The following is a 25,560-nucleotide window of genomic DNA, read 5'->3' as shown; positions in this document are numbered from 1 at the left end:
CCCCTACGGAAGGCATGACTCACCTCATGGGTTACATCAAGTCCGCCGCTCTCGAAGAGACCGGCTACGTCGTCCTCGACCGCTACAACCAGGAACTCGACCCCCAGGAGTGGCTCGACCTGGAGTACGTCGACTGGAAGTCCTCCGGCGACACCCGCTTCGCACCCCTGGCCTCCAAGGACGGCGAAATCGAATGCGGCGGCTTTTGGAGCGGCAAGACCCCGCGGACCGACAAAGACGGCATCTGGATCCCCTCTCAGGTCGAGAAGGCGCCGAACCTCGTCCGTCGCGCACAGGAGCCGGGCGCAAACGTCGGCCGCTGCCGCATCATCGAGCTGCAGCCGAACACCTACGCCGACTGCCTGTACAACCTGCACCAGGATGACAACAACCGGCTGAACCCCGACGGCACCGGCTGGGTCGTGCGCGGATTCTTCAACCTCACCGACGACAAGGACAGCTTCTTCGTCCTGCGGGACAACCGGACCGACCCGAGCGTCGAGTACCGGATCGCCCTGCCGGCCGGGGCGCAGCTCATCGTCGACACCCAGCGTCTGTGGCATGCCGCGACCCACCCGGGCAACGACCCCCGCTACTGCCTCATCACGTCGTGGACGTCCGGACCCGAGCTGGACGCGTACATCGAGAAGTACAACGGCCGCACGCATGTGCCGAACTACGAGGTCTCGCAGGAGTACCTCGACGCCGGTCAGGCCGAGCAGACCCGCCGACTCGCGGCTCGCGCCGCGGCCCTGGCTGCTCGTGGCCAGGCGGAGCAGACCGTCATGAGCGAGGCCTGAGCCTCGCTGAACAGCTGAGAGGGGCGTTCCGGTCGAACCGGGGCGCCCCTCTCTCGCTGCCAGGACGTTCTGCTCTGGCACTGCCGGCGAACGCGGCGGAAGGTGGGTCCACGGAAAGGACGACCCATGATTGGCCGCAGCTACTCGCTGCTCGTCGCCTCGTTCGAAGACGAAGCCTCGGCGCAGGGTGATTTCGCACAGATGAAGTCGGCCGACGACCTCAACGTCGTCGCCGCCGTGGTGCTCACGAGCGACCGGGAGGGTCGCGTCGAAGTGACCGAGCACGGCGGTCGACTGACCGTGTACGGCACGGCGCCCACGGCTGTGGCCGGCCTGGTGGTGGGCCTGTTCGAGCCACCGCTCCAGCTCGCGGCGGGCGGCGTTCCGGTCGAGGCTGACGGGGGTGCGATCGACCAACGCCACGCCGAGAAGCGGGTGGGGATGGATGCTGCGGAGTGGCTGCCGGCGGGATCATCCGCGATCGTCGCCGTCGTCGACGACGTCTACTTCGACCGCGCCGACACCGGGCTGGGGGGCGCCGGGAGGACCGTGAGCACGGCCATCGAAGAGGAGGCCTATGAGCGGGTTGTGGACGCCGTCCACGGCGGAGACGAGAAGATCGCGGTGAACCGCTGAGGCCGCCCGCCACCCCCAACCGAGAAACCACGATCCGGCCGAAACACCACGCGCGGCGGCGTTTCTCGTCCGGATCGTCGTTTCTCGCTCGAGCCCCAGCAGCCGGACGGCGAGGCGTCCTTGTGGTTCCGGCGCGAGACAGCGATAATGGCGTCAGCACAACCGAATAACGCCGGGTATCCGGTCAGGTCGTAGGGGAAGACGTACCTGACGAAGGAGAAACCATGGCGAGCACGTTTTCGCGTGGAGTGATTCTGATTCACTCCGCGCCACGCGCGTTGTGCCCGCACCTCGAGTGGGCGGTGGGTCGGAGTCTCGGCCGCGCCGTGAACTTCGAGTGGGCGGATCAGCCCGTACTCGCCGGCGCACGCCGCGCGGAGTACTACTGGGAGGGTCCGGTGGGCACGGGCGCCGCTCTGGCGACAGCGATCCGCGGGTGGGAGCACCTGCGATTCGAGGTCACCGAAGATCCGACACCGCGCAGCGATGGCGGGCGCTGGATGCACACCCCCGGGCTGGGCATCCATTACGCGCAGACCGACTCAGCGGGAAACGTCGTGATCGGCGAGGATCGCCTCCGGTACGCGATGGAAGTCGCCGCCGGAGACGCGCTGGAACTTCGTTCCGAGCTCGAGGTTGCGCTCGGTGCGGCGTGGGACGAGGAACTCGAGCCGTTCCGCCACGCGAGCGACGACGCATCCGTCGTCTGGCTGCACAAGGTCGGCTGACCCTCAGACCTCGGGCGGCGTGACGCGGGGGTACCGGAAGCCGGTGAGTGCCCTGGCAGCCGAGACATCGTGTCCCCGCCCGACATCAGGAAGACCCCCGTGCCGCGAGGCACGGGGGTCTTCTGAATGAACCGTCAGGCGTTGGCGAAGGCCACAACCGCGTTGTGCCCGCCGAAGCCGAAGGAGTTGCTGATCGCGAGCTGGTCTCCGGAGCCCAGCTCCACCGGGTCGCCGGAGAAGGCGAAGGGCACCTCGGGGTCGCGCTCCGTGAGGTTGATCGTCGGCGGCGCGATCCGGTCGCGCAGGGCGAGGATGGTGAAGATCCCTTCCAGTGCGCCGGTGCCCCCGAGCAGGTGGCCCGTGGAAGCCTTCGTGGCAGACAGGGGGATCTCCTCGACACGCGGCCCGAATACGGATCGCAGCGCCTGGTACTCGTTGGGGTCGCCGACCGGGGTGGAGGTCGCGTGGGCGTTGATGTGCGTCACGTCATCCGGCGAAGCATCCGCCATCTCGAGAGCCTGTCGCACGGCCAGCGCCGCGCCTCGGCCTTCGGGGTCATTGGCGGTGATGTGGTACGAGTCGGCGGTGACGCCGCCTCCGACGACGACACCGTAGATCTTCGCGCCGCGTGCTCGGGCGTGCTCCTCGGTCTCGAGGATGAGAACCGCTGCGCCTTCCGCCATCACGAAGCCGTCACGGTCGATGCTGCCCGGACGCGACGCGGTTTCGGGGGAGTCGTTTCGCCGGGACAGTGCCTGCATCGAGGAGAACGCCGCGAGGGTGATGGGATGGATGGCAGACTCCGTGCCGCCTGCGATGACGACATCGGCGTAACCGGCACGAAGGTGCTCGAGGGCGTTGACGATCGACTCCGTGCTGGAAGCGCAGGCGCTGGCGACCGTGCGGGCGTAAGCCCGGGCGCCGAAGTGCAGAGAGAGGTTTCCCGCTGCGGCGTTGGGCATGAGCATGGGGACCGTCATCGGCATGACGCGGCGAGGACCCTTCTCGCGCAGCGTGTCCCATGCATCCAGGAGCGTCCAGACGCCGCCGATCCCGGTGGCGAAGTCCACGCCGAGGCGTTCGGGCTCGACCTCAGGGCTGCCGGCATCCGCCCACGCCTCCATGGCGGCCACCATCGCGAACTGGGACGCGGGGTCCAGGCGCTTGGCGATCGGGCGCTCCAGCACGGTGTCGGGGCGCACCTTCGCTTCGGCGGCGAACGTGACCGGGAGCTGGTACTGCTCGACCCAGTCATGCTCAAGGCTGCGGGCGCCGGATTCTCCGGCCAGCAGCGCCGACCAGCTTTCCGGTGCGGTGCCACCGAGGGGGCTGGATGCCCCGATACCTGTGACGACGATTCGAGAGGTGCTCATAAATGGGGTTCCTCAGGGGAAACCGGTGGGGGCGAACCCCCACCGGAAACGATTACGCCTGGTTCGACGTGATGTAGGTGACAGCGTCACCGACGGTCTTGAGGTTCTTGACCTCATCGTCGGGGATGGTGACGCCGAACTTCTCCTCGGCGTTGACGACGATCGTCATCATCGAGATCGAGTCGATGTCGAGGTCATCGGTGAAGGACTTCTCGAGGGCGACCTCGTCGGCCGAGATCCCGGTCTCGTCGGTGATGAGCTCTGCGAGTCCGGCGAGGACCTCGTCGTTGGTGAATGCCATGGTTACTCCTGTTCGTTCGTGGGGTTCGCCAGCCCCGGAGGGCCTTGTTCAGTCTAGGGTCCGGCTCACTGCGGCTATGGGAGGACGACGACCTGCGCGCCGAAGACGAGCCCCGCGCCGAAGCCGATCTGCAGTGCGAGGCCACCGCTGAGCTCCGGGTGCTCCTCGAGCAGGCGGTGCGTGGCCAGGGGGATGGATGCCGCAGAGGTGTTGCCGGTCGTCTCGATGTCGCGGCCGATCACCACGCTCTCGGGGAGGCCGAGCTGCTTGGCGAATTCGTCGATGATGCGCATGTTCGCCTGGTGCGGGACGAACGCCGCCAGATCGGACGCCTGCACTCCCGCGGCCTCGAGCGCTCGACGGGCGACCTTCACCATCTCCCACACCGCCCAGCGGAACACTGTGGGCCCCTCTTGACGCAGCGTCGGCCACGGTGCCACGCCATCGCGGAACTCGATGAGCGTGTGATTCATGGTGACGGCGTCCGCCTTGGAACCGTCGGAGCCCCACACCGTCGGCCCGATGCCGGGCGTGTCGCTGGGGCCGATCACGACCGCGCCGGCACCGTCACCGAGCAGGAAGGAGATGCTGCGGTCGGTGGGATCGACGATGTCGCTGAGCTTTTCCACCCCGACCACCACGGCATACCGGGCGCTGCCGCCGCGGATCAGCGCGTCGGCCTGTGCCACACCGTAGGCAAAGCCCGCGCACGCGGCGTTCATGTCATAGGCGGCAGCGGGATTCGCCCCGACGCGGTCGGCGACGATGGCCGCCACGGACGGAGTCTGCCGGGGGTTGCTGATCGTGGCGATGATCACCGTGTCGATCTCCGAGGCGGGGATCCCGGACCGGGCGATTGCCTCGGCTGCGGCGTCGGTGGACAGTTCGATCGCCGTGGTCTCGGGGTTCGCGCGGACGCGGGTGATGATTCCCGTCCGCTGACGGATCCACTCGTCGCTCGAGTCGATCGGCCCGACGAGGTCGTCGTTGGGCACCACGCGCTCACCGCGCGCTGCGCCGTAGGAGTAGATCCGCGTATGGGCCGGGCCCTGAGGTTGGACGAGGACGGCGCTCACGCGGCATCTCCTTTCAGCAGCGCGACGGCTGCGGCGATGTCATCGGGTGTCTTCACCGCGACGGTGGGCGTGCCGCGAAGGCCGCGTTTGACCAGGCCGGTGAGCGTACCGGCGGGCGCGAGTTCGACGATCCCGGTGACCCCGTGTGTGCCGAAGGACTCCATGCACAGATCCCAGCGGACCGGTGAGGCGACCTGCGCGACGAGGAGGTCGAGTGCGGTGCGGCCGTCGGTGACGACGGAGCCGTCGGAGTTGGTCCACAGCGTCACGGCCGGGTCGGCCGGGGAGAGGCGGGCGGCAGCCGAGCGAAGCGTCTCGACGGCGGGTTCCATGTAGCGCGTGTGGAACGCCCCCGCGACCTGAAGCGGGATGACGCGGCTGCCGGGCAGCGGCACGTCGGCGAGTTCGGCCAACGCGGGCAGACTTCCGGCGGCGACGATCTGTCCACCGCCGTTGTGATTGGCCGGGGTGAGGTCGAGGTTCTGCAAGCGTGCGAGGACGTCGCCGGCATCGCCGCCGATGACCGCGCTCATCCCTGTGCGCTCCAGCGCCGCAGCGTCGGCCATAGCGCGTCCGCGGAGGGCAACCAGCCGCATCCCGTCGTCGTCGGAGAGCACTCCCGCCGCAACGAGCGCTGCGATCTCACCGACGGAGTGCCCGGCGACTCCATCGATCGCGGCGTCGGCTTGCGCCGTGAGCTCCGCCCACGACAGCAGGCTCGCCGCGACGATGAGGGGCTGGGCGACTTTCGTATCGCGGATACGGTCCGCATCCCATTCGGTCCCCGCCGCGACGAGATCGAGACCCGCGTCGTGCGAGTACCGTTCGAGACGCTCGCGTGCTCCGTCGAGCTCGAGCCAGGGTGCAAGGAAGCCCGGGGTCTGGGAACCCTGACCGGGGAAGACGGCGATGATCACTTGTCCATCCTGCCAAGGATCGGGCGTGTGATTTCGGAGATCGTCGCACAAGAATGCGCCATACCTTTGTATCCACCTTCCATCACAGCGGGTTCCGGCGCAGCGTGGGCGCGCGACGGCGGGTGGTGTCGGTGCCGATGGCCCCCAGGATGAGGGCGGTCTGCAGGATCAGCGCCTCGCGGGGCCCGGTGGCGTCCCAGCCGATCACCTCCGACACGCGCTTGAGGCGATAGCGGACGGTGTTGGGGTGCACGAACAGCTCGCGGGCGGTCGCCTCGAGCGAGCGGCCGTTGTCGAGGTAGCTCCACAGGGTCGAGACCAGGTCGGTGCTGTGCGTCTGGAGCGGACGGTAGATGCGTTCCACGAGCGTCTGCTTGGCCAGAGGGTCGCCGGCCAGGGCGCGCTCGGGGAGGAGATCGTCCGCGTCCACCGGGCGCGGAGCGCCGCGCCACGCGCGCGCGACCGCGAAGCCGGCGAGGGCCGCGCGGGCGCTCTGGCCGGCATCGACCAGCGCGGGAACGGTCGGCCCGAGGACGAGGTGGCCGGAGCCGAAGCCGGGTTCCAGGCGCCGGGCGATCTCGGCGAAGGGGAGCTCGGGCGCCGCGTCCTCGGTCCGTGCCGCCTGCGCGCGGCCGACGACCAGGACGAGGCGGATTCCCTGCACACCGATGAGCACATCGACGCCGAGCTTGCGGGCTGTGCGGCGGAGCTGGTCGACGTCGAGCTGAGGGGGAGTGGTCCCCACGAGGACGGCGACCTCACCGTGCCCGTGCCAGCCGAGTGCGGCGATACGGCTGGGGAGCTCCTCATCCGCCTCGCCGGTGAGGATCGAGTCGACGACGAGCGCCTCCAGCCTGGCATCCCACAGCCCGCGCGCCTCGGCCGCGCGCGCGTAGACGTCAGCGGCCGCGAAGGCCACCTCGCGGGAGTACAGCAGGATGGCGTCGCGGACGTTGCCGCTGCGGCCTTTGACGCGTTCCTCAGTGACTTCGACGGTCGCCCGGATCAACTGCAGCGTCTGCTGCAGGCTGACGCTGCGCAGCAGCTCGCGGGGCGCGGCGGCGAAGATGTCGGCGGCGATCCACGGAGTGGAGGTCGGGTCTTCGTACCAGGAGATGAACGACGTGATGCCCGCCTGCGCCACCAGCCCCACCGCTGAGCGGCGGGCCGGCGGCATCTCGGCGTACCACGGCAGCGATTCCTCGAGCCGCTGGATGGTGGCGGTCGCGAGGTCACCGGAGATACGGCGCAGCCACGCCAGCGTCTCCGCCTTGTCAGCCGGCGTGGCGCTGCGCCCGGTCATCCCGATTCAGCTTTCGCCGCCGGCGTTCCCGCTCGTGCCCGCGGTCACGTCGTGCAGGCGGTACTTCTCGATCGCCTGTGCGGAGAGACCCGGGTCGACCGCGCCTTCGGCAGCGAGCGCCTGGAGCGTGCGCACCACGATCGACGGCCCATCGATATTGAAGAAGCGGCGAGCAGCCGGACGCGTGTCCGAGAAGCCGAAGCCGTCAGCGCCGAGAGTGTGGAAATTGTGCTGCACCCACGGACGGATCTGTTCCTGCACCGCGTGCTCGAAGTCGCTCACGGCAACCACCGGGCCCGGAGCGCCCGCGAGCTTCTCGGTGATGTAGGCCGTCTTGGGTGCGTCCTCCGGGTGCAGGAAATTGTGTGCGTCCGCGGCCAGGCCGTCGCGACGCAGCTCCCCCCACGAGGTCACGGACCAGACGTCGGCGCCAACCCCCCAGTCGTCCTTCAGCAGCTTCTGGGCTTCGAGGGCCCACGGGACACCGACGCCGGAGGCGAGGAGTTGCGCACGCGCGCCGTCGCCCTGACCCTCGGAGATGCGGTGGATGCCGCGAACGATGCCGTCGACGTCCACGCCCTCGGGCTCGGCCGGCTGGACCAGCGGCTCGTTGTAGACCGTGAGGTAGTACATGACGTTCGGGTCGGGGTGGTTGCCGCCGTACATCCGCTCGATGCCCGAGCGGACGATGTGCGCGATCTCGTACCCGTACGCGGGGTCGTAGCTGAGGACGGCGGGGTTCGTCGACGCGAGGAGCGGAGAGTGACCGTCGGCGTGCTGCAGCCCTTCACCGGTCAGCGTGGTCCGGCCGGCGGTCGCGCCGACGAGGAATCCGCGGGCCATCTGGTCGCCGGCCGCCCACAGCGCGTCACCGGTGCGCTGGAAGCCGAACATCGAGTAGAAGACGTACACCGGGATGAGCGGCTCACCATGCGTGGCATAGGACGTGCCCGTCGCGGTGAAGGCGGCCAGGGCGCCGGCCTCGTTGATGCCGACGTGAATGATCTGCCCCTGCGGGCTCTCCTTGTATGCCAGGAGGAGCTCCCGGTCGACCGAGGTGTAGTGCTGGCCGTTGGGGTTGTAGATCTTCGCGGTCGGGAAATAGGCGTCCATCCCGAAGGTGCGTGCTTCGTCGGGGATGATCGGCACGATCCGGTGTCCGAAGTCCTTGGCGCGCAGCAGGTCTTTCAGAAGTCGCACGAACGCCATGGTCGTGGCGACCTCCTGCGTGCCGGACCCCTTCTTCGGCAGCGCATACGCGTCGTCGCCGGGGAGGGTCAGCCCGACGTGGTGCGAGCGACGCTCCGGGAGGAAGCCGCCGAGTGACCGGCGCCGCTCCAGGAGATACTGGATCGTCTCGTCCTGCGCGCCGGGGTTGTAGTACGGCGGGAGGTAGGGGTTCTCCTCGAGCTTCGCGTCGCTGATCGGAATGTGCATCGCGTCGCGGAAGAGCTTGAGGTCATCCAGAGTCATCTTCTTCATCTGGTGGGTCGCGTTGCGGCCCTCGAAGTGCGGTCCGAGACCGTAGCCCTTGATGGTCTTGGCGATGATGACCGTCGGCTGCCCCTTGTGCTCGACAGCCGCCTTGAACGCCGCGTACACCTTGCGGTAGTCGTGCCCGCCGCGCTTGAGGTTCCAGACCTGCTCGTCGCTGTAGTCCTTCACGAGAGCGGCGGCACGCTCGTCGCGGCCGAAGAAGTTCTCGCGGACGTAGGCACCGCTCTCGGCCTTGTAGGTCTGGTAATCGCCGTCAGGGGTGACGTTCATGAGGTTGAGGAGCGCGCCGTCGGTGTCGCGCTTCAGCAGGTCGTCCCACTCCCGACCCCATACGACCTTGATGACGTTCCACCCCGCGCCGCGGAAGAAGCTCTCCAGCTCCTGGATGATCTTGCCGTTGCCGCGGACGGGACCGTCGAGGCGCTGCAGGTTGGCGTTGATCACGAACGTGAGGTTGTCGAGGCCCTCGTTCGCGGCGACCTGGAGCTGCCCGCGGCTCTCGACCTCGTCCATCTCGCCGTCACCGAGGAACGCCCAGACGTGCGAGTCTCCGGCGTCTTTGATACCGCGGTTGGTGAGGTACTTGTTGGTCATCGCCTGGTAGATGGCGTTGATCGGGCCGAGCCCCATCGAGACCGTCGGGAACTGCCAGAAGTCCGACATGAGGCGCGGATGCGGGTAGGACGGGATGCCGTTGGGGGCTGCCGACTTCTCCTGACGGAAGCCGTCGAGCTGCGCCTCGGTGAGCCGGCCTTCGAGGAAGGCCCGCGCATAGGTGCCGGGGGAGGCGTGTCCCTGGATGAAGATCTGGTCGCCGCCGGATGGGTGATCCGCGCCGCGGAAGAAGTGGTTGAAGCCCACCTCGTACAGGGCAGCGGAGGAGGCATACGTCGAGATGTGCCCGCCCACGCCGATCCCGGGCCGCTGGGCGCGGTGCACCGTGATTGCCGCGTTCCACCGGATCCAGGCGCGGTAGCGTCGCTCGATCTCCTCGTCGCCGGGGAAGTCGGGCTCGTTCTCGGGCGCGATGGTGTTGATGTAGTCGGTGGTCGGCACCATCGGCACGCCGAGGTGGAGATCCTTCGAAGCCTTGAGCAGGCTCAGCATGATCTCGCGACCACGGCCGTGGCCCTTGGCCTTCACCAGCTCCTGGAGCGACTCCTGCCACTCTGCGGTCTCATCCGGATCGCTGTCGAGCGCGTCCTGCGAGTACGGATCCTGATCGTGAACAGTCACGGCAGACCTTTCTACGGCTGGCAGATCGTGCCAGGGAATCGCCAACGGTGCGTGCAAAGCGTTGTCCGCTCCGCACAACGCACCACCCACCAGCCTAGCGAGTGACACCACGGTCGGAGGCTTCTGGAGTGCATCCGCCCGCATCGCGGTCCGCGAAACGACGCATGATACCGCCGGGGGATCCCTCTTTACCTGTCGCGCGTGGGGCGGTAACGTCTGTGTGGGGATGGAACCGCGTTCTGTTCCACGGAACTTTCGCCACCGATCGAATGACGAGGACGTCGACGTGATCAACGACGCAGTGACCCTGAGCGCCGAAAGGCTGCAGGATTGGGCGACGAACCTCCTCCAGTCGCTCGGCGCGCCGGCCGACACCGCGGAGACGGTAGCGCAATCGCTCGTCGAAGCCGACCTCCGCGGCCACGACTCGCACGGGGTGCGTCGAATCGCCCCCTACGCGGACTTGATCAGACAGGGACGCCTCGATCCCGCGGCCGTCCCCGTCGTCGCCGAGTCCCCGACGCCGGCCGTCGCCCGTATCGATGGTGCAAACGCGTTCGGCCAGTTGACCGCGCGCCTCGGCGCCGACGAAGCGGCTGCACGCGCCGCGCAGTTCGGCATCTCGACCGCCGTCCTCAGCCGGTGCCAGCACGTCGGCCGGCTCGGGGAGTACGTCGAACGGATGGCCGAGCGAGGCCTCGTCGGTTTCGCCATCGCCAACGCAGACCCCACCGTCGCGGCCTGGGGAGGTCGGACACGTCTGCTGGGGACCAACCCGCTCGCGTGGGCGGTCCCGGCTGCAGCGGGCACCGCCCCTGTCGTCGTCGACTTCGCCACCTCGGCGACCGCCGAGGGCAAACTCGCCGTCGCCGTGGCCAACGGGGCGTCGATCCCCGAGGGGCTCATCGTCGACCCGCAGGGCCGCGCCACCACCGACCCCCGTGATTTCTACGCCGGGGGCGCCCTCCTTCCGTTCGGCGGACACAAGGGCTACGGCCTCGGGCTCATCGCCGACATCGCCGCCGGGCTGCTGAGCCGGACGGGGAGCGGAAGTTCGTCCGCGTACGACGGCACGTTCGGAACCCTCCTGATCGCGATCGACGTAGCGGCTTTCGTCGATGTCGAAGAATTCTCGGCCGAGGTCGAAGCGCTGCGCGAGCGCGTACACGGGTCCGAGCCCGCCGAAGGCTCGCAGGGCATCCTGATGCCCGGTGAGCCGGAATGGAACACCCGTCGCCAGCGCCTCGCGTCCGGAATATCGGTCGCGCCCGGCACCGTCCAGGCCCTGGACCGCCTGGCCACCGAACAGAACGTCCCATCCCTGTCCACCCTCAACGAGGAGAACCGAGCATGAGCTCTTCCCACGCCAGCAATGATGCTGCGACCGCGCCGCAGACCACACCGACCAGCCCACGCGACCTCCGTCGCGTGGTGTTCGGATCCGTCGTCGGCACCGCACTCGAGTGGTACGACTTCTTCATCTACGGCACGGCGTCGGCCCTGGTCTTCGCGCCCCTGTTCTTCCCCGACAGCGAACCCGCCATCGGCGCCATCCTCGCCTTCGCCACTTTCGGCGTCGGTTTCGTGTTCCGTCCGCTGGGCGGCATCTTCTTCGGTCACATCGGTGACCGGATCGGCCGCCGGGCGACGCTCGTGATCACCACCCTCGTGATGGGCGTCTCCACCGGCATCATCGGACTGCTTCCCACCTTCGAATCCGTGGGCCTGCTCGCGCCACTGCTGCTCGTGCTCCTCCGCGTGGCGCAGGGTCTCGGCGCCGGCGCGGAGTTCGGCGGAGCATCCACTCTGCTCGCCGAACACGCCCCCCAGGCCCGGCGCGGATTCTTCACCTCCTTCGCTCAGACGGGTGTGCAGATCGGTCTTCTCCTCGGCACCGTCGTGTTCCTCATCGTCGGCATGCTGCCCGACGACGTGCTGCTGTCGTGGGGTTGGCGGATTCCGTTCCTGTTCAGCTTCGCTCTCATCGGGGTCGCGCTGTACGTCCGACTGCGCGTAGAGGAGTCGCCCATCTTCCTGGAGATGCGCAAGACCCAGAAGATGGTCAAGCTGCCGGTCCTCGACGCCGTGCGCCGCTACCCGAAGAACATGCTCATCGGTATCGGCGCCCACATCGCCGACACCGCGCTGGTCTACCTGTGCGCAACCTTCGTCGTGAGCTACGTCACGGGAACCCTCGGTCTGCCGCGGTCGACCGCTCTGACCGGCGTCATCATCTTCTCCGTCATCGTCATCGTGCTGCAGCCCATCTACGGAGCTCTTTCGGACCACATCGGTCGGAAACCGCTCAACCTGTTCAGCGTCATCTTCACCGCCGCGTTCGCCTTCCCGTTCTGGCTCATGATCGACACCGGGCAGCCCGTGCTCATCTGGATCGCCCTGGTCCTCGCCACCTCGCTGGGACTGGCGCCGATGATCGCGGTGCAGCCGGCGTTCTATGCCGAGCTGTTCGGTGCGCGGGTGCGCTACTCGGGGTTCGCGACGTCACGAGAGATCGGCGCCGCCCTGGCCGGGTTCACCCCGCTCGTCGCCGCGGGACTCCAGGCGCAGCTCGGAGGCGAGCCCTGGCTGATCGCCGGCCTGTTCGTCATCCTCTCCCTCGTGTCGTTCGTGGCCTTCGCCGCGGCGAAGGAGGGCAAGGACATCGACATCGAGGACCTCGGACCGGGCGACCCGCAGGGGCGATGACCGCCTCTCGGACGCAGGTCCACCTCGGGGCGGGCGCCTTCGCCCGCGCCCACACCTGGCTGGGCACCGCTCGCGCGCAGCGCGATGGCGACGCGGACGGCTGGGGAGTGGTGGCAGTCGCGCAGCGATCCGATCGAGTGGTCGGATCGCTGCGCGACAACCAGTGGGCGTACACGGTGGTGGAAGGCGACGCCCGAGGAGTCACCGCAGAACGCGTGGAGGTCGTGACCGCAGGTATCGTCGCCCGGCGGGAACCGGACGCGCTCCTGCGCGCCCTCGCCGACGAACGCACCGAGGTCATCACGATCACCGCCACCGAAGCCGCGTACCCACGCACAGCCGCGGGTCGCCTCGACCGGGCACTCGTCGCCGACGACCTCGGGGATGGCGGCATGCGAAGCGTGATCGGGCAGGTGGTGGCCACCGCACGCGAACGCGAACGCACGGGTGCAGGCGCTGCGACCTTCGTCGTTTGCGACAACATCCTCAACGGGGGAGACGTGCTCCGCACCCTCGCCCTCGAGTTCGCTGGGGCGCGCCGCGAGTCGGGCGCGGAACGCTGGCTGGCGGAAAGCGCGGCCTTTCCGAATGCCGTCGTCGACAGGATCGTGCCGGCGCCCACGGAGGAGATCGTGCGAGAGGCGCAGGAGGCCACCGGCGCCGAGGATGCCGCGCTCGTGGCGACCGAGCCCTTCTTCCGCTGGGTGTTGCAGGACCACTTCGCCGCGGCGCGGCCGCGATGGGAACGCGCCGGAGCGCTTTTCGTCGACGACGTCGCTCCGTGGCAGGCGGTCAAGCTGAACCTGGTCAACGCGCCGCACTCGCTGCTCGCCTACCTGGGTCTCCTGGTCGGGCACACCAACACGTACGCGGCGGTACAGGACTCCGTCCTCCGCCGCGGCCTCGAGGCCGCCTTCGCAGAGGACCTCGTTCCCGCGATCCCCGAGGCACCAGGCATTTCACCCGTCGCCGAAGCCGAGTCCTCGATCCGGCGATTCGCCAACCCCCGGATCGACCACCGCCTGGACCAGATCGCCGCCGGGGGTGCCCAGAAGCTGGCGCAACGTCTGGTGTCCCCGCTCGGATACGCATCCGCGCACGGTCGCGACGGGGAATGGCTGGCCCTCTGCCTCGCCGCGTGGGCCGAGTGCAGCGCCCGTGGACTGGTTGAAGAGCCCGCTCTGCGCCCCGAAGGGACTCGGCTGGATCAAGCGCGGACGATCGTGGGTGCGGCCGGCCTGGGACATGTTGCTCCGGATACGTTCGTGGCGGCAGTGGCGGACAGGCGAGACACTCTTGCGCGGCGAGGCGCACACGCCGCGGTGAGGGAACTGTTCGAGAGAGGAGCGTCATGACGGAAGACACGGAACGAGTCGCGGTCATCACTGGAGGGGCAACGGGAATCGGCGCGGCGATCGCCGAGAACCTGCGTGCCTCCGGCGTCAATCGCTTGGTCATCACGTACAACGGCTCCGCCGACGCGGCCCAGGAGACCGTCGACCGGCTCCAGAGCGCGGGAGCGCAGGTCATCGCCGTCCGGACGGATGTGCGCGACGACGCCCAGGTGCGTGCCCTCGCGAAGCGCTGCGAGGAGGAGTTCGGACGCTGCGACGTGCTCGTCAACAACGCCGGCACCACGCGGTGGATCCCGCTGGCCGACCTCGACGCGCTCGATGAGGACACCTGGAACGAGCTCTTCAGCGTCAACGTGGTGGCGGCCTTCCGCACCGCTCGGGCGTTCGCCGGACTGCTCAAGGACAGCCGAGGCGTGATCATCAACGTCGCCTCGATCTCGGCATACCGGGGCATCGGGTCTTCGATCCCGTACGGCGTGAGCAAGGCGGCGCTGGTTCAGCTCACCCGCACGCTGGCCGCCACCCTCGGCCCCGAGATCCGGGTCAATTCGGTCTCACCGGGCACCATATCGACGCGGTGGCAGCTCGATCACCACGGCGACGCGTTCGCGGAACTGGCTGCGCGCGAACGCGCGGTGGCCCCCCTGGCGCGCACGCTGGGCCCGGATGACGTCGCCGAAGCGGTCGCAGGTCTCATCGGGGCGCGGGGTGTCACCGGGGTCGATGTCATCGTCGACGGAGGGAAGCACATAACGTACTGACGTCGCTCTAGAGTGACGGGGGAGGCCGAAGTGGACGAAGAGCAGCGCGGCAACGCGACCTCGAAGGTACTCGCCGTACTTGATGCCCTGGGCGACCACCGGCGTTTCGCTGATCTCGTACACACCACGGGTCTGCCGAAATCCAGTGTGCACCGCATCCTCCAGGACCTCGTGCGGTCCGGTTTCTGCACCGTCGATGCTGCCGGCGGTTACCTCCCCGGGCCGAGACTCATGGGGCTGGCGGGCCGGGTGTTCGGTCGCCTCGACACCCTCTCCGGCGCAGATCCCGCCCTGGACCGACTGCGCGCTCGAACGGGGGCCACCGTGCATCTGGCGGTGCTCGCGGGCGATGAGGCGATATATGTGCGCAAGCTCGAGGCCAGCAAGCCGTACCGGATGGCATCGCGCATCGGCATGTCGCTACCGCTGCACTGCACCGCCATCGGCAAGGCACTCCTCGCGGGGGCTCCCCGCGAGGACGCCCTCGCGATCGTGAAACGTACCGGCCAGCTCGCGCGGACCCCCAACACGCGCACCACCCCGGACGCGCTTTCCGCCGACCTCGATGCCTCGGCGCGCCGAGGATGGGCCCTCGACGATGAGGAGAATGAGGTCGGCGTGGTGTGCGTGGCGGCTGCCGTCCGCGACGCCACGGGGCGGGTGGTCGCGGCCGTGAGCGTCTCGCAACTCGTGAGCGACCTCGAGGAGATGCCGCCCGAAGTGGCCGGGCCCCTCGTGGCTCAGACTGCGCGTGAAGTCTCCGCGAGCATCGGCTGGTCCTGACCCGAGCGTTCGCTACGCGCGGGCGGGGTCGTTCACGCCGGCCGCATGATTCTGCGTCTCGGCGAGCGTCGGAAGGTATCCGGTTCCCCCCTGGCCGCGCAGCGACAGCGCGGCAGCCGCGCCGGCGAGCGTGATGGCCGAGGCATCCAGAGGACCACGTGACAGGCACGCGGCAAGGGTTCCCGCGAAGACATCCCCCGCCCCCGTGGCGTCGACGATGACCGGAGCGGCCGACGGCGGGATGCGGCTCACGTCGGTTCCATCGTGGAAGAGCACGCCGGCCGCACCCTGGGTCACGCACACGTTCGCGGCTCCCCACTCGAGTGACCGCTCGGCGGCGACGAGGGGATCGTCCGTGTCGAGAAGGGCGCTGCTGTCGGTGGGGCACGACGGGAGAACGAGGTGGCAGTGGGGCGCGATGGCGCGGAATGCGTTTCGCGCCTCCTCGGCGCTGGTCAGGCGCCGCCGGAAGTTCGGGTCGTAGATGACCAGGCCGCCGGCTTCGGAAACCTCGTTCACCGCCCGGAGGACGGTTGCCGCCGCCGACTCGGAGATGGCCATCGTGATGCCGCTGACGAGCAGCACCTTCACCTCGGACGGCGTGATCCGGTCAAGGTCTGCGGGCGTCAGGTGGGATGCGGCCGACCCGGCCCGCAGATAGACGAAGTCGCGGGTGCCGTCGGGGTCTGCCCCGACGAGGTACGCGCCGGTGTGCTCCGCCCCGACGCTCACGTGCCGGGTGTCGATGTGCAACTCGCCGAGGTTGCGCCGCAGCCGCCGGCCGACCTCGTCGTCTCCCACGCGGGTCAGAAGGGCCGTGCGCGCCCCGGCGGCGGCAGCGGCAGCCGCGGAATTGAGGGCATCGCCGGAGAACGACAGGGAGAAGGTCTCGGCGGTGTCCAGCGGCGCGGCGGCGGAGAGCTCGACGAGCGGTTCGCCGAGGACGAGTACGTCGATGGCGTCGGTCATCGCTGCGCCAGCCCCGCCACCGCCTGCGGATCATCGGCGAGTCGGGCGATGAGAGCCGAGCCGACTCCGACGGCCACGGCACCGGCAGACAGCCACTCGTCGATGTCGTCCAGCTCGATCCCACCGGTCGGGACGATCCGCGCCCCGGGAACCACCGCGAGCACGCTCCGGAGGTAAGCCGGTCCGCCCACGTGTGCGGGGAAGAGCTTGGCCATCCCTCCGCTCAGCGCCGCCGCCAGTTCGGTCGGTGTGAAGCCCCCTTCGATGAACGGGACGTCCCGCGCCGACGCGATCTCACGGACCTCGGGCGCCAACCGCGGAGACACCAGGAAGTCCGCGCCGGAGTCGAGCGCCATGGACGCCGTCTCGGCATCCACGACAGTGCCCACACCCAGGAGCACGTCGAGAGGGCGAAGCTCGTCCAGGGCGAGCCGCCAGTCTCGGGTCGTGGCGGTGAGTTCGATCGTCTGCAGCCCGGCGTCGGCCAGAAGGCGCGCATGGGCGATCGCTTGGGTCGAGTCGGCGGTGCGAAGCACCGGGAGCAGGGGCGACGTCGCCCACGCAGCCTCCAGCGCCGCAAACACGTCAGTTCCGCCACGCGGGATGTCGTATCGTTCCACGAAACCAGCCTACTTCTGGCACGCGCGCGTGTCGATGGCGCGTCGCGAGAGCGGTGGGGAACGGCGGCAGGCGCGCGCGTCGTGCGGCGCGGTGCGCCGCGGCCAGCGCGGCGCGGGTGTGTGGGCCCTGCCGGGATCGAACCGACGACATCCACGGTGTAAACGTGGCGCTCTACCAGCTGAGCTAAAGGCCCCTCCTCAGCAGTTTAGGTGCGGGCCCTTGAGAACGTCGATTCGCGCCCCGGAGGACCGAATCGGCGCCGCCCTCCCTCCGCAGTGCACATCTCCTCCCGAGGCGCTCGGCGCGACCTCGGGCCCGCCGCATCCCTCCGTATCGCCCGCACTGCGGACCGTTCGGGAGGAGATGGCGCTTCGGGAGGACCGAATCGGCACCATCCCCCCTCCGCAGTGCACATCTCCTCCCGAAAGGCCCGGGCACAACCCGGACCCGCCGCCGGATCCCTCCGCATCGCCCGCACCCCGCACCGTTCGGGCACAGCCCCGAAACGCCCCGGCACAGCCCGACCCGCCGCCGGATCCCTCCGCATCGCCCGCACCCCCGAACCGTTCGGAGGAGATGGCGCCTCGGGAGGACCGAATCGGCACCATCTCCCCTCCGCAGTGCACATCTCCTCCCCAAACGCCCCAGCACAGCCCCGAAACGCCCCGGCACACCCCGACCCGCCGCCTCGTCCCTCCGCATCGCCCGTAACCCCGCACCGCTCCGGAGGAGATGGCGCTTCGGGAGGGCCGAATCGGCACCATCTCCCCCCGCAGTGCACATCTCCTCCCGAGGCGCTCGGCGCGACCTCGTGCCCGCCGCAGCGTCCCTCCGCATCGCCCGCCGCTGCATCCCCGCGTGTTAACCCCGGACCCCGAACCGTTCGGGAGGAGATGGCGCTTCGGGAGGGCCGAATCGGCACCGTCCCCCCTCCGCAGTGCACATCTCCTCCCGAACCGCCCGGGCACAACCCCGGACTGGCCGCCCCGCCTGTTCCCACCCGCCCGCACTCGCCGCGGGGCCGGAGCCGGCGGCTGCCCGCCGTCAGAGGCCTTGCCCGAGCGACCACAACCGGTCCGTACGGCCCGAGATGGCCTCCGAGAACGCTGTCGCCTGGGCGTCTGTGAGGGACGCGACGTAGTCGAGGATGCCCCGCGCCTGTGCCAGGCGGTGCAGTTCGTTTCCGGTGGTGGGGGAGTGCTCGCCGCCGCGGGAGCGCTCGTACCCCTGGTGGGCGAGCTCGATCAGCTCCCGCAGTCGCCGAGGCGTGCGGTCCCGATCGCGAGCGTCTTCCAGCCACTCGACGAGCGCATGGACGGAACGGGTGAGCACCCGACCCAGTCCGCGCTGGTAGATCGTGAGGTCGGGCCTGCTGAGGACGAAATGCTTGTGCACGAACTTCAGAACCTCGACGTGGTGCCACGCGGCGGGGGACAAGCGCACCGGGCCCGAGCGCGCGTCATCGGCGGCGCTCGTCACCACGGAGATCTCGAGGGCGCGGATCCATCGATCGGTGAAGGTCGCGAGTTGACGCTCCGCCGTGAGGGAGCCGTCGAACGGCCGGGCCAGAAGTTCCTCGACCAGCTCGGTGTGCACCGTCGCGACGGCCTCGTGGAAAGCGTCGTCCTCGGCGATCCACGCGTCGTCGCGCCGCATCTTGCGTCGCAGTCGCTCGAGCGCCGCCCCGTGGGCGGAATCGCCGCGGAGGTCACTCGCCTCGCGCCGCCCCCACTCGTGGGGTGCGGCCAACCAGGCATCGAACTCGGCGGCGATCGGCGCGTGATTGAGGATCCCGGCGCGATAGAAGTCGTCGACGTCATGCACGGAATACGCGATGTCGTCGGCGATGTCCATCACCGCGCCCTCCACCGACTGCCGGAGCGGCGCGATTGCCAGGAAGGAGCGTGCCTGGTCCAGATCGGCCGCGTCGATGTCGTAAGCGGAGTACTTGAAGACCCTCACGCCGCCGTCCGAGTCGCGCCGCATGCCCCGCGGCAGGCCGCGGTCCTCCCGCTCCTGGCCGGGCGCCACCGCCGTCCACGGGTACTTCGCGGTGGCGGCTCGCACGGCCGCCGTGAGATTGAGGCCCTGGGGAACCTGCTCCGTGACATCCAGGGCCGTCAGGATGCGGTAGGTCTGGGCATTGCCTTCGAAGCCGTCGTGAAGTCCCAGCTCCTCCCGCGCCACCCGGTTGAGCACTGATTCACCCAGGTGGCCGAACGGAGGATGACCGAGATCGTGCGCGTGGGCCGCGGATTCCACCACGGTGACGTCACAGACCTCTGACCTATCCGTTCGGCGGGAACGGTCGTTGAGGTGCAGCGCCACCGCGCGAGCAATCGCGCTGACCTTCAGGGTGTGCGTGAGGCGATTGTGCACCGGGGCTCCGGAAATCGACGGCGACACGACCTGGGTGACCGCCGACAGGCGGGAGAAGTACGGAGAGAACTGGATGCGCTGCAGGTCGAGCGCGAACGGCTCGGTGACCTGGCGGCCGCTCTCCGGGTGCAGCCGCCCTACGCTGTGCGCATCCTGCCGCCCGGTTTCTTCCTGTCGCCCGTCACGGGGCAGGTCGCGAGGGGAGGCGGGCGACGCGGTGTCTGACGTCATGGCCCGCAGTGTACCCAGTGACGGTCATGCCGCGGTGAACGCGTGGCACTGTCGGCGGCGGGTGCCGTTGCGCTCTCGCGAACGGAGGCGGCCGTCTGACGTCACGGGTCGGAGGTAGGTTGGTCGGGTGAATGCCGACCCCGCAGACCAGCGCCGACTGCTCGACCTCGCCGACCTCGACGTGCGGATTCGCCGCGTCGAGGCCGCGCGTACCAACCCACCGCAGGCCTCGCGCGTGCAGGAGTTGCTCACGCAGCGGGCGACGCAGACGCAGGAGCTGAGCCGGCTGTCGGGGCTCCGCGAAGATCTCCGGGCGGAGCTCGCGCGCATCGAGTCCGACGTCGCCGTGGTGGATGCCCGCGCCGAGCGCGACGCGCAGCGGCTCACGACGAGCGCCAACGCCAAAGAGGCGCAGGGCCTGGAACACGAACTCGCCTCGCTGGCGCGCCGCAAGAGCGATCTGGAAGACGCCGAACTGGCGATCATGGAGCGTCTGGATACCGTCGACAGCGAGGTGGCCTCGCAGGAAGCGCTCGTTGCGGCGACCAACGACGAAGGCACCCGGCTGAGCGCAGAGGCCAAGGCGGCTGTCGCCGATGCCACGCGCGATCTCGAAGCGGCGCAGCGCGATCGAGCGGCGATCGCCGGCTCCGTGGCGGCGGATCTCCTCGCCCTGTACGACCGGATCGCCGCACGCGGAACAGCGGCAGGCCTCCTTCACCGCGGCACCTGCGAAGCGTGCCGGATGGTGTTGTCGGGCACGGATCTCAACGCGGTCCGTCAGGCGGCCGCCGATGCGGTGGTGACCTGCCCCGAGTGCGGTGCCATCCTCGTCCGCACGGAGGAGTCAGGTCTGTGACCACCCTCGTCGTCGAAGCCGACGGGGGATCGCGCGGCAACCCGGGTGTCGCCGGCGGTGGCGCGGTGGTGATCGACGACTCCGGAGCCGTCGTGACGGAGCTGGGCGTGTATGTCGGAATCGCCAGCAACAACGTCGCCGAATACAACGGCCTGCTCGCGGGACTCCGCGCCGCTTACGAGCGCGATCCAGAGGCGGTCGTGCACGTGCGCATGGACTCGAAGCTCGTCGTCGAGCAGATGACGGGCCGCTGGAAGGTGAAGCATCCCGACATGCAGCAGCTGGTCCGGGAGGCGCAGGCGATCATCGCGGGTCGTCCCGTGACTTTCGAATGGGTTCCACGGCTGTCCAACTCCCGCGCCGACAAGGCGGCGAATGAGGCGATGGACCGCCGCGAGGGTTTCCGGCGCGACCTCGACCCGCATGGACGAGACTGAGCCCACCTGGATCGTCCTCGCCCGTGCGAGCAACGGGGTCGTGGCGGTGGAGCTGGACGGGGACGGCCGAGAACGCCGACGGACCGACCTCACAGTCGCGGAGCTCGTGCCGTGGGTCGCGCAGCGGGAGGAGGCGTATGCGCCGCGCTGGGTGTGGAACGACACACCGAGGTGGTACGACGAACTCCTGGCGGCGGGGGTCCGGGTCTCCCGCGCGCACGACCTGCGGCTGTCGCATGCTCTTCTGCGGGATGCGGATGCCGTGGCCGACGATGCCGGGTTGCGGGCGGCGAGCACGTGGGATGCGGCCGGCGGCGAGCACGGACGTGGGGAACCCGCGCTGTTCGAGCTGGCCGACCCTGGCGGAGGGGTGCCCGAGGACGCTGCGGAGTCGCTAGCGGAGTTCGCCCGGCAGCGTACGGCGCTGGAGCGCGCGCGGACGCCCGGGCCACTGCGCCTCCTGGTGGCCGCTGAGTCCGCGGGCGCGCTGCTGGCGTGCGAGCTCCGCGCAGCGGGCCTCCCCTGGGACGCCGCCGCGCACGACGAGATCCTGCGGGGGATGCTGGGGGAGCGAGGGCCTGGCGGAGTTCCGAGCGAACTCGACCGTCGCGCTGCCGAAGTGCGCGCGGCCCTGGGCGATCCGACGGCGAGCCTGGACTCGCAGCCGAAGCTGCTGCGCGCCCTGCACCGCGCCGGGGTCCTCGTGGAGTCGACCAGTCGTTGGGAGCTCCAGCGTCACCGGCATCCCGTCGTCGAACCACTGATCGAGTACAAGCGGCTCATGCGCCTGTACACGGCCAACGGGTGGGCGTGGCTCGCGGAGTGGGTGCATGACGGTCGATTCCGCCCGGTCTACGTGCCGGCGGGGGTCGTCACCGGGCGATGGGCCTCGTCCGGCGGCGGGGCACTGCAGATCCCGAGACAGCTGCGCGCCGCCGTCCGCGCCGATCCCGGCTGGTGCTTCGTCATCGCCGACGTGGCCCAGCTCGAACCCCGCATCCTGGCCGCCATGGCACGAGACACCGCTCTCGCGGAGGCGGCGCGCGGTCGTGACCTCTACGCCGGGATCGTGGCCCAGGGCGCCCTGGAATCCCGCGCCGAGGCGAAGGTGGCGCTCCTCGGTGCGATGTACGGGGCCACGAGCGGCGACGGAGGCCGTCTGGTCCCACGCCTGCGGAAGGCGTTTCCGCGCGCTATGCGACTGGTGGATGACGCCGCTCGCACGGGCGAGGAGGGCCACACCGTGTCCACATGGCTCGGAAGGACGTCGCCCCAGCCGGGGGCGCGATGGGCACAGCTCCAGTCGCGCGCGAGCGATGCCGACGCCTCGGACGTCGATCAGACCCACGCCCGCCGGTCGGCGCGCGACCGCGGCCGGTTCACGAGGAACTTCGTGGTTCAGGGCACAGCTGCGGAGTGGGCGCTCGCCTGGCTGGCCGACCTCCGCAGCCGGCTCACAGCGCTACCGGAGGTGACGGCGGACCAGTCCGCGCCGCGCTCCGGACCGGCCTTCGCACGCCGGCCGCACGTCGCGTTCTACCTGCACGACGAGATCATCGTCCATACGCCGGTGGTGCATGCCGATGCCGTCGCCGCGTCGGTGCAGGAGTCCGCAGCATCCGCCGGGCGTCTGCTGTTCGGGGACTTCCCGGTGGATTTCCTCCTTGACCTGCGGATCGTGGACCATGCCGGCAAGGAGTGAGGCCGCGTTCAGCGCACCCCGCTACACTCGGCGGTGCGAATGGGTCGGCTGGACGGTCGCGTAGCGGGATTCCCGCGCCGAGGAACGTCCGGGCTCCACAGGGCAGGACGGTGGGTAACACCCACCCGGAGCAATCCGCGAGACAGTGCCACAGAGAGCAGACCGCCGCACCCGACCCCGAGCTTGTCGAAGGGTCGGGAGCGGTAAGGGTGAAAGGGTGGTGTAAGAGACCACCGGGATCGCGGTGACGCGATTCGCAAGGTAAACCTCGTCCGGAGCAAGGCCAGACAGGGGATGTTGACGCGGCTCGCCGAGTCCCCGGGTAGGCCGCTGGAGCGGCACGGCAACGTGTCGCCGAGAGAGATGACCGTCGACGGGGCTTCGGCCCCCGAACAGAACCCGGCGTACAGGCCGGCCCATTCGCCTCCGCTACTCGGAGATCGCCGGCAGCGCCTCGGGGACCGCGAGGCCGAGTGCGGCGGCCCCGATGATGCCTGCGTTGTTGCGGTGCACTGCCGGGATGATGGGGGCCTTCAACTTCAGCAAGTCCAGGAACTGATCCGCGTGCTTGGACACCCCGCCCCCCACGATGATGAGATCGGGACTGAAGAGGAACTCCACGTAGTCGTAGTACCACTGCAGGCGCGCGGCCCACTTCGTCCACGAGAGGCTCTCCCGCTCCATGGCGGAGTAGGCCGCGTACCCCTCGGCGTCCCGTTTGTGGTTCGCTCGTTGCAGGTGACCCAGCTCGCTGTTGGGGATGAGGACGCCGTCGTAGATCATCGCGGAGCCGATGCCTGTGCCCAGCGTCGTGAGGATCACCAGGCCATCGACCCCCTTCGCCGCGCCGAAGCGCACCTCGGCGATGCCGGCGACATCGGCGTCGTTGGCGAAATGGATGTCGCGGCCCAGACCGTCTTCGAAGAATTTCTCGGCTTCGAAGCCGATCCACTTCTCCGACACGTTCGCCGCCGACATCGTCCGCCCGTTCTTCACGATGGCGGGGAAGGCCACGCCGAGGGCAAGAGAGTCGTCGCCGGCGACGCCGAGCCGGTCGAGAACCTCTGTGACGGCGGCCAGGACATCCTTCGGCTCCGCACCGGCGGGCGTGGGCACCTTGATCCGGTCACTGACGAGGGCACCCGCCTCCAGGTCGACGACACCTGCTTTGATGCCGGTTCCTCCGATGTCGACTCCCACCGCGCGGGACGTGTTCGTTGCCATGCGCCCAGCCTATCCAGGCTCGGGGCCGGGGTCAGTAGGATCGATGGAGGTGCCCGGCCGGTCAGGGCGCACGCGAACGCAGGGAGTCATTGTGAGCGCCGATAGCGAGAAGTACTGGTACAACCTCACGACCGGTTCGGTCGAGCGCGGCTTCGCGTCTCCGGCCGTTGACCGGGCCGGCCCCTTCGACACCGCCGAAGAGGCCGCGCGGGCACCAGAGATCTTCAAGGAGCGCTCGCGTGCGTGGTCGGAGGACGAAGCTCGCGATGACAATTGGGGCGGCGAAGGATCCCGGAAGTAAACCGGGAACGAGGGGGAAGCATGGACAAGCAGCGCGACTTCGTACTGCGCACGATCGAGGAGCGCGGCGTGAAGTTCGTGCGCCTGTGGTTCACGGATGTCATCGGGACGCTCAAGTCTGTCGCGATTGCGCCGGCTGAAGTCGAAGGCGCCTTCGCAGAGGGACTCGGCTTCGACGGATCGGCCATCGAGGGCCTGACCCGCTCGTACGAGTCGGATCTGCTCGCACATCCCGATCCCACGACGTTCCAGACGTTGCCCTGGCGCGGCGAGATCGACCCGACGGCGCGGATGTTCTGCGACATCACGACCCCCGACGGGGCGCCTGCCGTCGCCGACCCGCGGCACGTGCTCAAGCGCACTCTCGCCAAGGCCGCCGACGCCGGGTTCACGTTCTACACCCATCCCGAGATCGAGTTCTACCTGCTCAAGTCCTCCGCACCCGGCCCGGACGGGCGGCCAGAACCGGTGGACTCCGCGGGGTACTTCGACAATGTGCCCGGCGGCACGGCCCACGACTTCCGCCGCCGGTCCGTGCGGATGCTGGAAGACCTGGGCATTTCGGTGGAATACAGCCACCACGAAGGCGGCCCCGGCCAGAACGAGATCGACCTGCGTTACGCCGATGCGCTGACCACCGCGGACAACATCATGACCTTCCGCACGGTGATCAAGGAGGTGGCGATCGAGCAGGGCGTGTACGCGACGTTCATGCCCAAGCCGCTGAGCGGACAGCCCGGAAGCGGGATGCACACGCATATGTCGCTGTTCGAAGGCGACCTGAACGCGTTCTACGAAGAGGGCGCCCAGTACCAGCTCTCCAAGGTCGGCCGGCACTTCATCGCAGGACTTCTGCGCCACGCCAACGAGATCTCGGCCGTCACCAATCAGTTCGTCAACTCCTACAAGCGACTGTGGGGCGGCGACGAGGCCCCGAGCTTCATCTGCTGGGGTCACAACAACCGGTCGGCCCTCGTGCGGGTGCCCTTGTACAAGCCGAACAAGGGACAGTCGTCGCGTGTCGAGTACCGCGCTCTCGATTCCGCTGCGAACCCTTACCTGGCCTACGCGCTCATGCTCTCGGCAGGCCTGAAGGGCATCGAGGAGGAGTATGAGCTCCCCGCCGAGGCCGAGGACAACGTGTGGTCGCTGACCGACGCGGAACGCCGCGCGCTCGGCTACGCACCGCTCCCGCAGAGCCTCGACCACGCGCTGGGGTACATGGAGGAGTCGGAGCTGGTCGCCGAGACGCTCGGCGAGCAGGTCTTCAACTACGTCCTGCTGAACAAGCGTCGCGAATGGCAGCAGTACCGCTCCCAGGTCACACCCTTCGAGCTCCGCAGCAACCTCGAGATGCTCTGATCCG

General features: G+C 69.2%; 23 protein-coding genes, 1 tRNA gene and 1 other RNA gene. 14 read left to right on the top strand and 11 right to left on the bottom strand.

Annotated elements, in window-relative coordinates:
- The first annotated feature begins 26 nt into the window (after positions 1–26).
- From AC4FS2_RS06210 to AC4FS2_RS06200, 3 genes are all read left to right on the top strand, one after another.
- Positions 27–800: a hypothetical protein gene (locus AC4FS2_RS06210; protein ID WP_491152758.1), complete on the top strand. Its 774-nt coding sequence runs from the start codon at positions 27–29 to the stop codon at positions 798–800.
- Between the two features lie 126 nt (positions 801–926).
- Positions 927–1,436 carry a DUF1269 domain-containing protein gene (locus AC4FS2_RS06205; RefSeq protein ID WP_491152760.1) on the top strand — a complete coding sequence of 170 codons (510 nt, stop codon included), beginning with the start codon at positions 927–929 and terminating at the stop codon, positions 1,434–1,436.
- A gap of 224 nt (positions 1,437–1,660) precedes the next feature.
- On the top strand, positions 1,661–2,164 hold the full coding sequence (locus AC4FS2_RS06200; protein WP_491152762.1) for a DUF3145 domain-containing protein: 504 nt from the start codon (positions 1,661–1,663) through the stop codon (positions 2,162–2,164).
- A gap of 134 nt (positions 2,165–2,298) precedes the next feature.
- Here the strand turns inward: AC4FS2_RS06200 and AC4FS2_RS06195 are convergent, their stop codons facing one another.
- The 6 genes from AC4FS2_RS06195 to aceE form a co-directional block, all read right to left on the bottom strand.
- Entirely contained in the window at positions 2,299–3,537 is a 1,239-nt protein-coding gene (locus AC4FS2_RS06195) for a beta-ketoacyl-[acyl-carrier-protein] synthase family protein (RefSeq protein WP_491152764.1), read from the bottom strand.
- 52 nt (positions 3,538–3,589) lie between these two features.
- A complete protein-coding gene (locus AC4FS2_RS06190; RefSeq protein WP_124293295.1) occupies positions 3,590–3,838 on the bottom strand; it encodes an acyl carrier protein in 249 nt (82 codons plus the stop codon).
- Between the two features lie 74 nt (positions 3,839–3,912).
- Positions 3,913–4,914, bottom strand: coding sequence for a beta-ketoacyl-ACP synthase III (locus tag AC4FS2_RS06185; RefSeq protein ID WP_491152766.1), 1,002 nt, complete (start codon positions 4,912–4,914; stop codon positions 3,913–3,915).
- Complete coding sequence (locus AC4FS2_RS06180) at positions 4,911–5,831, bottom strand: ACP S-malonyltransferase (protein ID WP_491152768.1); 921 nt, start codon at positions 5,829–5,831, stop codon at positions 4,911–4,913. The genes AC4FS2_RS06185 and AC4FS2_RS06180 overlap by 4 nt, the downstream gene beginning before the upstream one ends.
- A gap of 82 nt (positions 5,832–5,913) precedes the next feature.
- A complete protein-coding gene (locus AC4FS2_RS06175) occupies positions 5,914–7,134 on the bottom strand; it encodes a PucR family transcriptional regulator (RefSeq protein WP_491152770.1) in 1,221 nt (406 codons plus the stop codon).
- Positions 7,135–7,140: 6 nt separating this feature from the next.
- Positions 7,141–9,867, bottom strand: coding sequence for a pyruvate dehydrogenase (acetyl-transferring), homodimeric type (gene aceE, locus AC4FS2_RS06170; RefSeq protein WP_491176729.1), 2,727 nt, complete (start codon positions 9,865–9,867; stop codon positions 7,141–7,143).
- A 286-nt stretch (positions 9,868–10,153) separates the two neighbouring features.
- Here aceE and AC4FS2_RS06165 point away from each other — a divergent pair, with 286 nt between their 5' ends.
- From AC4FS2_RS06165 to AC4FS2_RS06145, 5 genes are read left to right on the top strand one after another with little or no spacing between them, the layout of a single operon-like run.
- Positions 10,154–11,221 (top strand): Ldh family oxidoreductase, encoded by a 1,068-nt coding sequence (locus AC4FS2_RS06165; protein ID WP_491176727.1) that lies wholly within the window; start codon positions 10,154–10,156, stop codon positions 11,219–11,221.
- Entirely contained in the window at positions 11,218–12,573 is a 1,356-nt protein-coding gene (locus AC4FS2_RS06160; protein ID WP_491176725.1) for an MFS transporter, read from the top strand. Before AC4FS2_RS06165 ends, AC4FS2_RS06160 begins: the two co-directional genes overlap by 4 nt.
- Positions 12,570–13,928 carry a mannitol dehydrogenase family protein gene (locus AC4FS2_RS06155; RefSeq protein WP_491176723.1) on the top strand — a complete coding sequence of 453 codons (1,359 nt, stop codon included), beginning with the start codon at positions 12,570–12,572 and terminating at the stop codon, positions 13,926–13,928. Before AC4FS2_RS06160 ends, AC4FS2_RS06155 begins: the two co-directional genes overlap by 4 nt.
- Positions 13,925–14,689 (top strand): SDR family NAD(P)-dependent oxidoreductase, encoded by a 765-nt coding sequence (locus AC4FS2_RS06150; RefSeq protein WP_491176721.1) that lies wholly within the window; start codon positions 13,925–13,927, stop codon positions 14,687–14,689. The genes AC4FS2_RS06155 and AC4FS2_RS06150 overlap by 4 nt, the downstream gene beginning before the upstream one ends.
- 30 nt (positions 14,690–14,719) lie before the next feature.
- Positions 14,720–15,472, top strand: coding sequence for an IclR family transcriptional regulator (locus AC4FS2_RS06145; protein ID WP_491176718.1), 753 nt, complete (start codon positions 14,720–14,722; stop codon positions 15,470–15,472).
- Between the two features lie 12 nt (positions 15,473–15,484).
- On the opposite strand, the gene AC4FS2_RS06140 is transcribed toward AC4FS2_RS06145, so the two are convergent.
- The 4 genes from AC4FS2_RS06140 to AC4FS2_RS06125 form a co-directional block, all read right to left on the bottom strand.
- On the bottom strand, positions 15,485–16,441 hold the full coding sequence (locus AC4FS2_RS06140) for a sugar kinase (RefSeq protein ID WP_491176716.1): 957 nt from the start codon (positions 16,439–16,441) through the stop codon (positions 15,485–15,487).
- Positions 16,438–17,061, bottom strand: coding sequence for a bifunctional 4-hydroxy-2-oxoglutarate aldolase/2-dehydro-3-deoxy-phosphogluconate aldolase (locus AC4FS2_RS06135; protein ID WP_491176714.1), 624 nt, complete (start codon positions 17,059–17,061; stop codon positions 16,438–16,440). Before AC4FS2_RS06135 ends, AC4FS2_RS06140 begins: the two co-directional genes overlap by 4 nt.
- A gap of 121 nt (positions 17,062–17,182) precedes the next feature.
- A tRNA-Val gene (locus AC4FS2_RS06130) sits at positions 17,183–17,255 on the bottom strand.
- Between the two features lie 851 nt (positions 17,256–18,106).
- Positions 18,107–19,672, bottom strand: coding sequence for a deoxyguanosinetriphosphate triphosphohydrolase family protein (locus tag AC4FS2_RS06125; RefSeq protein ID WP_491176711.1), 1,566 nt, complete (start codon positions 19,670–19,672; stop codon positions 18,107–18,109).
- Between the two features lie 127 nt (positions 19,673–19,799).
- On the opposite strand from AC4FS2_RS06125, the gene AC4FS2_RS06120 reads away from it, so the two are divergent.
- From AC4FS2_RS06120 to rnpB, 4 genes are all read left to right on the top strand, one after another.
- Positions 19,800–20,531, top strand: coding sequence for a zinc ribbon domain-containing protein (locus AC4FS2_RS06120; RefSeq protein ID WP_491176709.1), 732 nt, complete (start codon positions 19,800–19,802; stop codon positions 20,529–20,531).
- The gene (locus AC4FS2_RS06115) at positions 20,528–20,968 is read left to right on the top strand and encodes a reverse transcriptase-like protein (protein ID WP_491152789.1); all 441 of its coding nucleotides are present in this window, start codon (positions 20,528–20,530) and stop codon (positions 20,966–20,968) included. Before AC4FS2_RS06120 ends, AC4FS2_RS06115 begins: the two co-directional genes overlap by 4 nt.
- Positions 20,955–22,670, top strand: coding sequence for a bifunctional 3'-5' exonuclease/DNA polymerase (locus AC4FS2_RS06110; RefSeq protein ID WP_491176706.1), 1,716 nt, complete (start codon positions 20,955–20,957; stop codon positions 22,668–22,670). Before AC4FS2_RS06115 ends, AC4FS2_RS06110 begins: the two co-directional genes overlap by 14 nt.
- A gap of 40 nt (positions 22,671–22,710) precedes the next feature.
- Positions 22,711–23,093, top strand: an RNA gene (gene rnpB, locus AC4FS2_RS06105) — RNase P RNA component class A.
- A 6-nt stretch (positions 23,094–23,099) separates the two neighbouring features.
- Here rnpB and ppgK read toward each other — a convergent pair.
- Positions 23,100–23,894, bottom strand: a complete 795-nt coding sequence (ppgK, locus tag AC4FS2_RS06100) for a polyphosphate--glucose phosphotransferase (protein ID WP_491176703.1) — start codon at positions 23,892–23,894, stop codon at positions 23,100–23,102.
- Positions 23,895–23,985: 91 nt separating this feature from the next.
- On the opposite strand from ppgK, the gene AC4FS2_RS06095 reads away from it, so the two are divergent.
- Complete coding sequence (locus AC4FS2_RS06095; protein ID WP_491152795.1) at positions 23,986–24,195, top strand: SPOR domain-containing protein; 210 nt, start codon at positions 23,986–23,988, stop codon at positions 24,193–24,195.
- A 20-nt stretch (positions 24,196–24,215) separates the two neighbouring features.
- Positions 24,216–25,556 carry a glutamine synthetase family protein gene (locus tag AC4FS2_RS06090; protein WP_491152797.1) on the top strand — a complete coding sequence of 447 codons (1,341 nt, stop codon included), beginning with the start codon at positions 24,216–24,218 and terminating at the stop codon, positions 25,554–25,556.
- Positions 25,557–25,560 lie beyond the last annotated feature (4 nt).

The sequence above is a fragment of the Microbacterium sp. Z10_103 genome, assembly GCF_058310455.1.
The sequence above is the reverse complement of the archived record's forward strand: the minus strand, read 5'-3'. Positions and strand labels throughout refer to the sequence as shown.

Coding starts and splice junctions, on each gene's coding strand:
- AC4FS2_RS06125 (WP_491176711.1), bottom strand. CDS start 19,672: ATGACGTCAGACACCGCGTCGCCCGCCTCCCCTCGCGACCTGCCCCGT.
- AC4FS2_RS06200 (WP_491152762.1), top strand. CDS start 1,661: ATGGCGAGCACGTTTTCGCGTGGAGTGATTCTGATTCACTCCGCGCCA.
- AC4FS2_RS06150 (WP_491176721.1), top strand. CDS start 13,925: ATGACGGAAGACACGGAACGAGTCGCGGTCATCACTGGAGGGGCAACG.
- AC4FS2_RS06190 (WP_124293295.1), bottom strand. CDS start 3,838: ATGGCATTCACCAACGACGAGGTCCTCGCCGGACTCGCAGAGCTCATC.
- AC4FS2_RS06175 (WP_491152770.1), bottom strand. CDS start 7,134: ATGACCGGGCGCAGCGCCACGCCGGCTGACAAGGCGGAGACGCTGGCG.
- AC4FS2_RS06160 (WP_491176725.1), top strand. CDS start 11,218: ATGAGCTCTTCCCACGCCAGCAATGATGCTGCGACCGCGCCGCAGACC.
- AC4FS2_RS06140 (WP_491176716.1), bottom strand. CDS start 16,441: ATGACCGACGCCATCGACGTACTCGTCCTCGGCGAACCGCTCGTCGAG.
- AC4FS2_RS06110 (WP_491176706.1), top strand. CDS start 20,955: ATGGACGAGACTGAGCCCACCTGGATCGTCCTCGCCCGTGCGAGCAAC.
- AC4FS2_RS06205 (WP_491152760.1), top strand. CDS start 927: ATGATTGGCCGCAGCTACTCGCTGCTCGTCGCCTCGTTCGAAGACGAA.
- AC4FS2_RS06090 (WP_491152797.1), top strand. CDS start 24,216: ATGGACAAGCAGCGCGACTTCGTACTGCGCACGATCGAGGAGCGCGGC.
- ppgK (WP_491176703.1), bottom strand. CDS start 23,894: ATGGCAACGAACACGTCCCGCGCGGTGGGAGTCGACATCGGAGGAACC.
- AC4FS2_RS06210 (WP_491152758.1), top strand. CDS start 27: ATGGGTTACATCAAGTCCGCCGCTCTCGAAGAGACCGGCTACGTCGTC.
- AC4FS2_RS06155 (WP_491176723.1), top strand. CDS start 12,570: ATGACCGCCTCTCGGACGCAGGTCCACCTCGGGGCGGGCGCCTTCGCC.
- AC4FS2_RS06195 (WP_491152764.1), bottom strand. CDS start 3,537: ATGAGCACCTCTCGAATCGTCGTCACAGGTATCGGGGCATCCAGCCCC.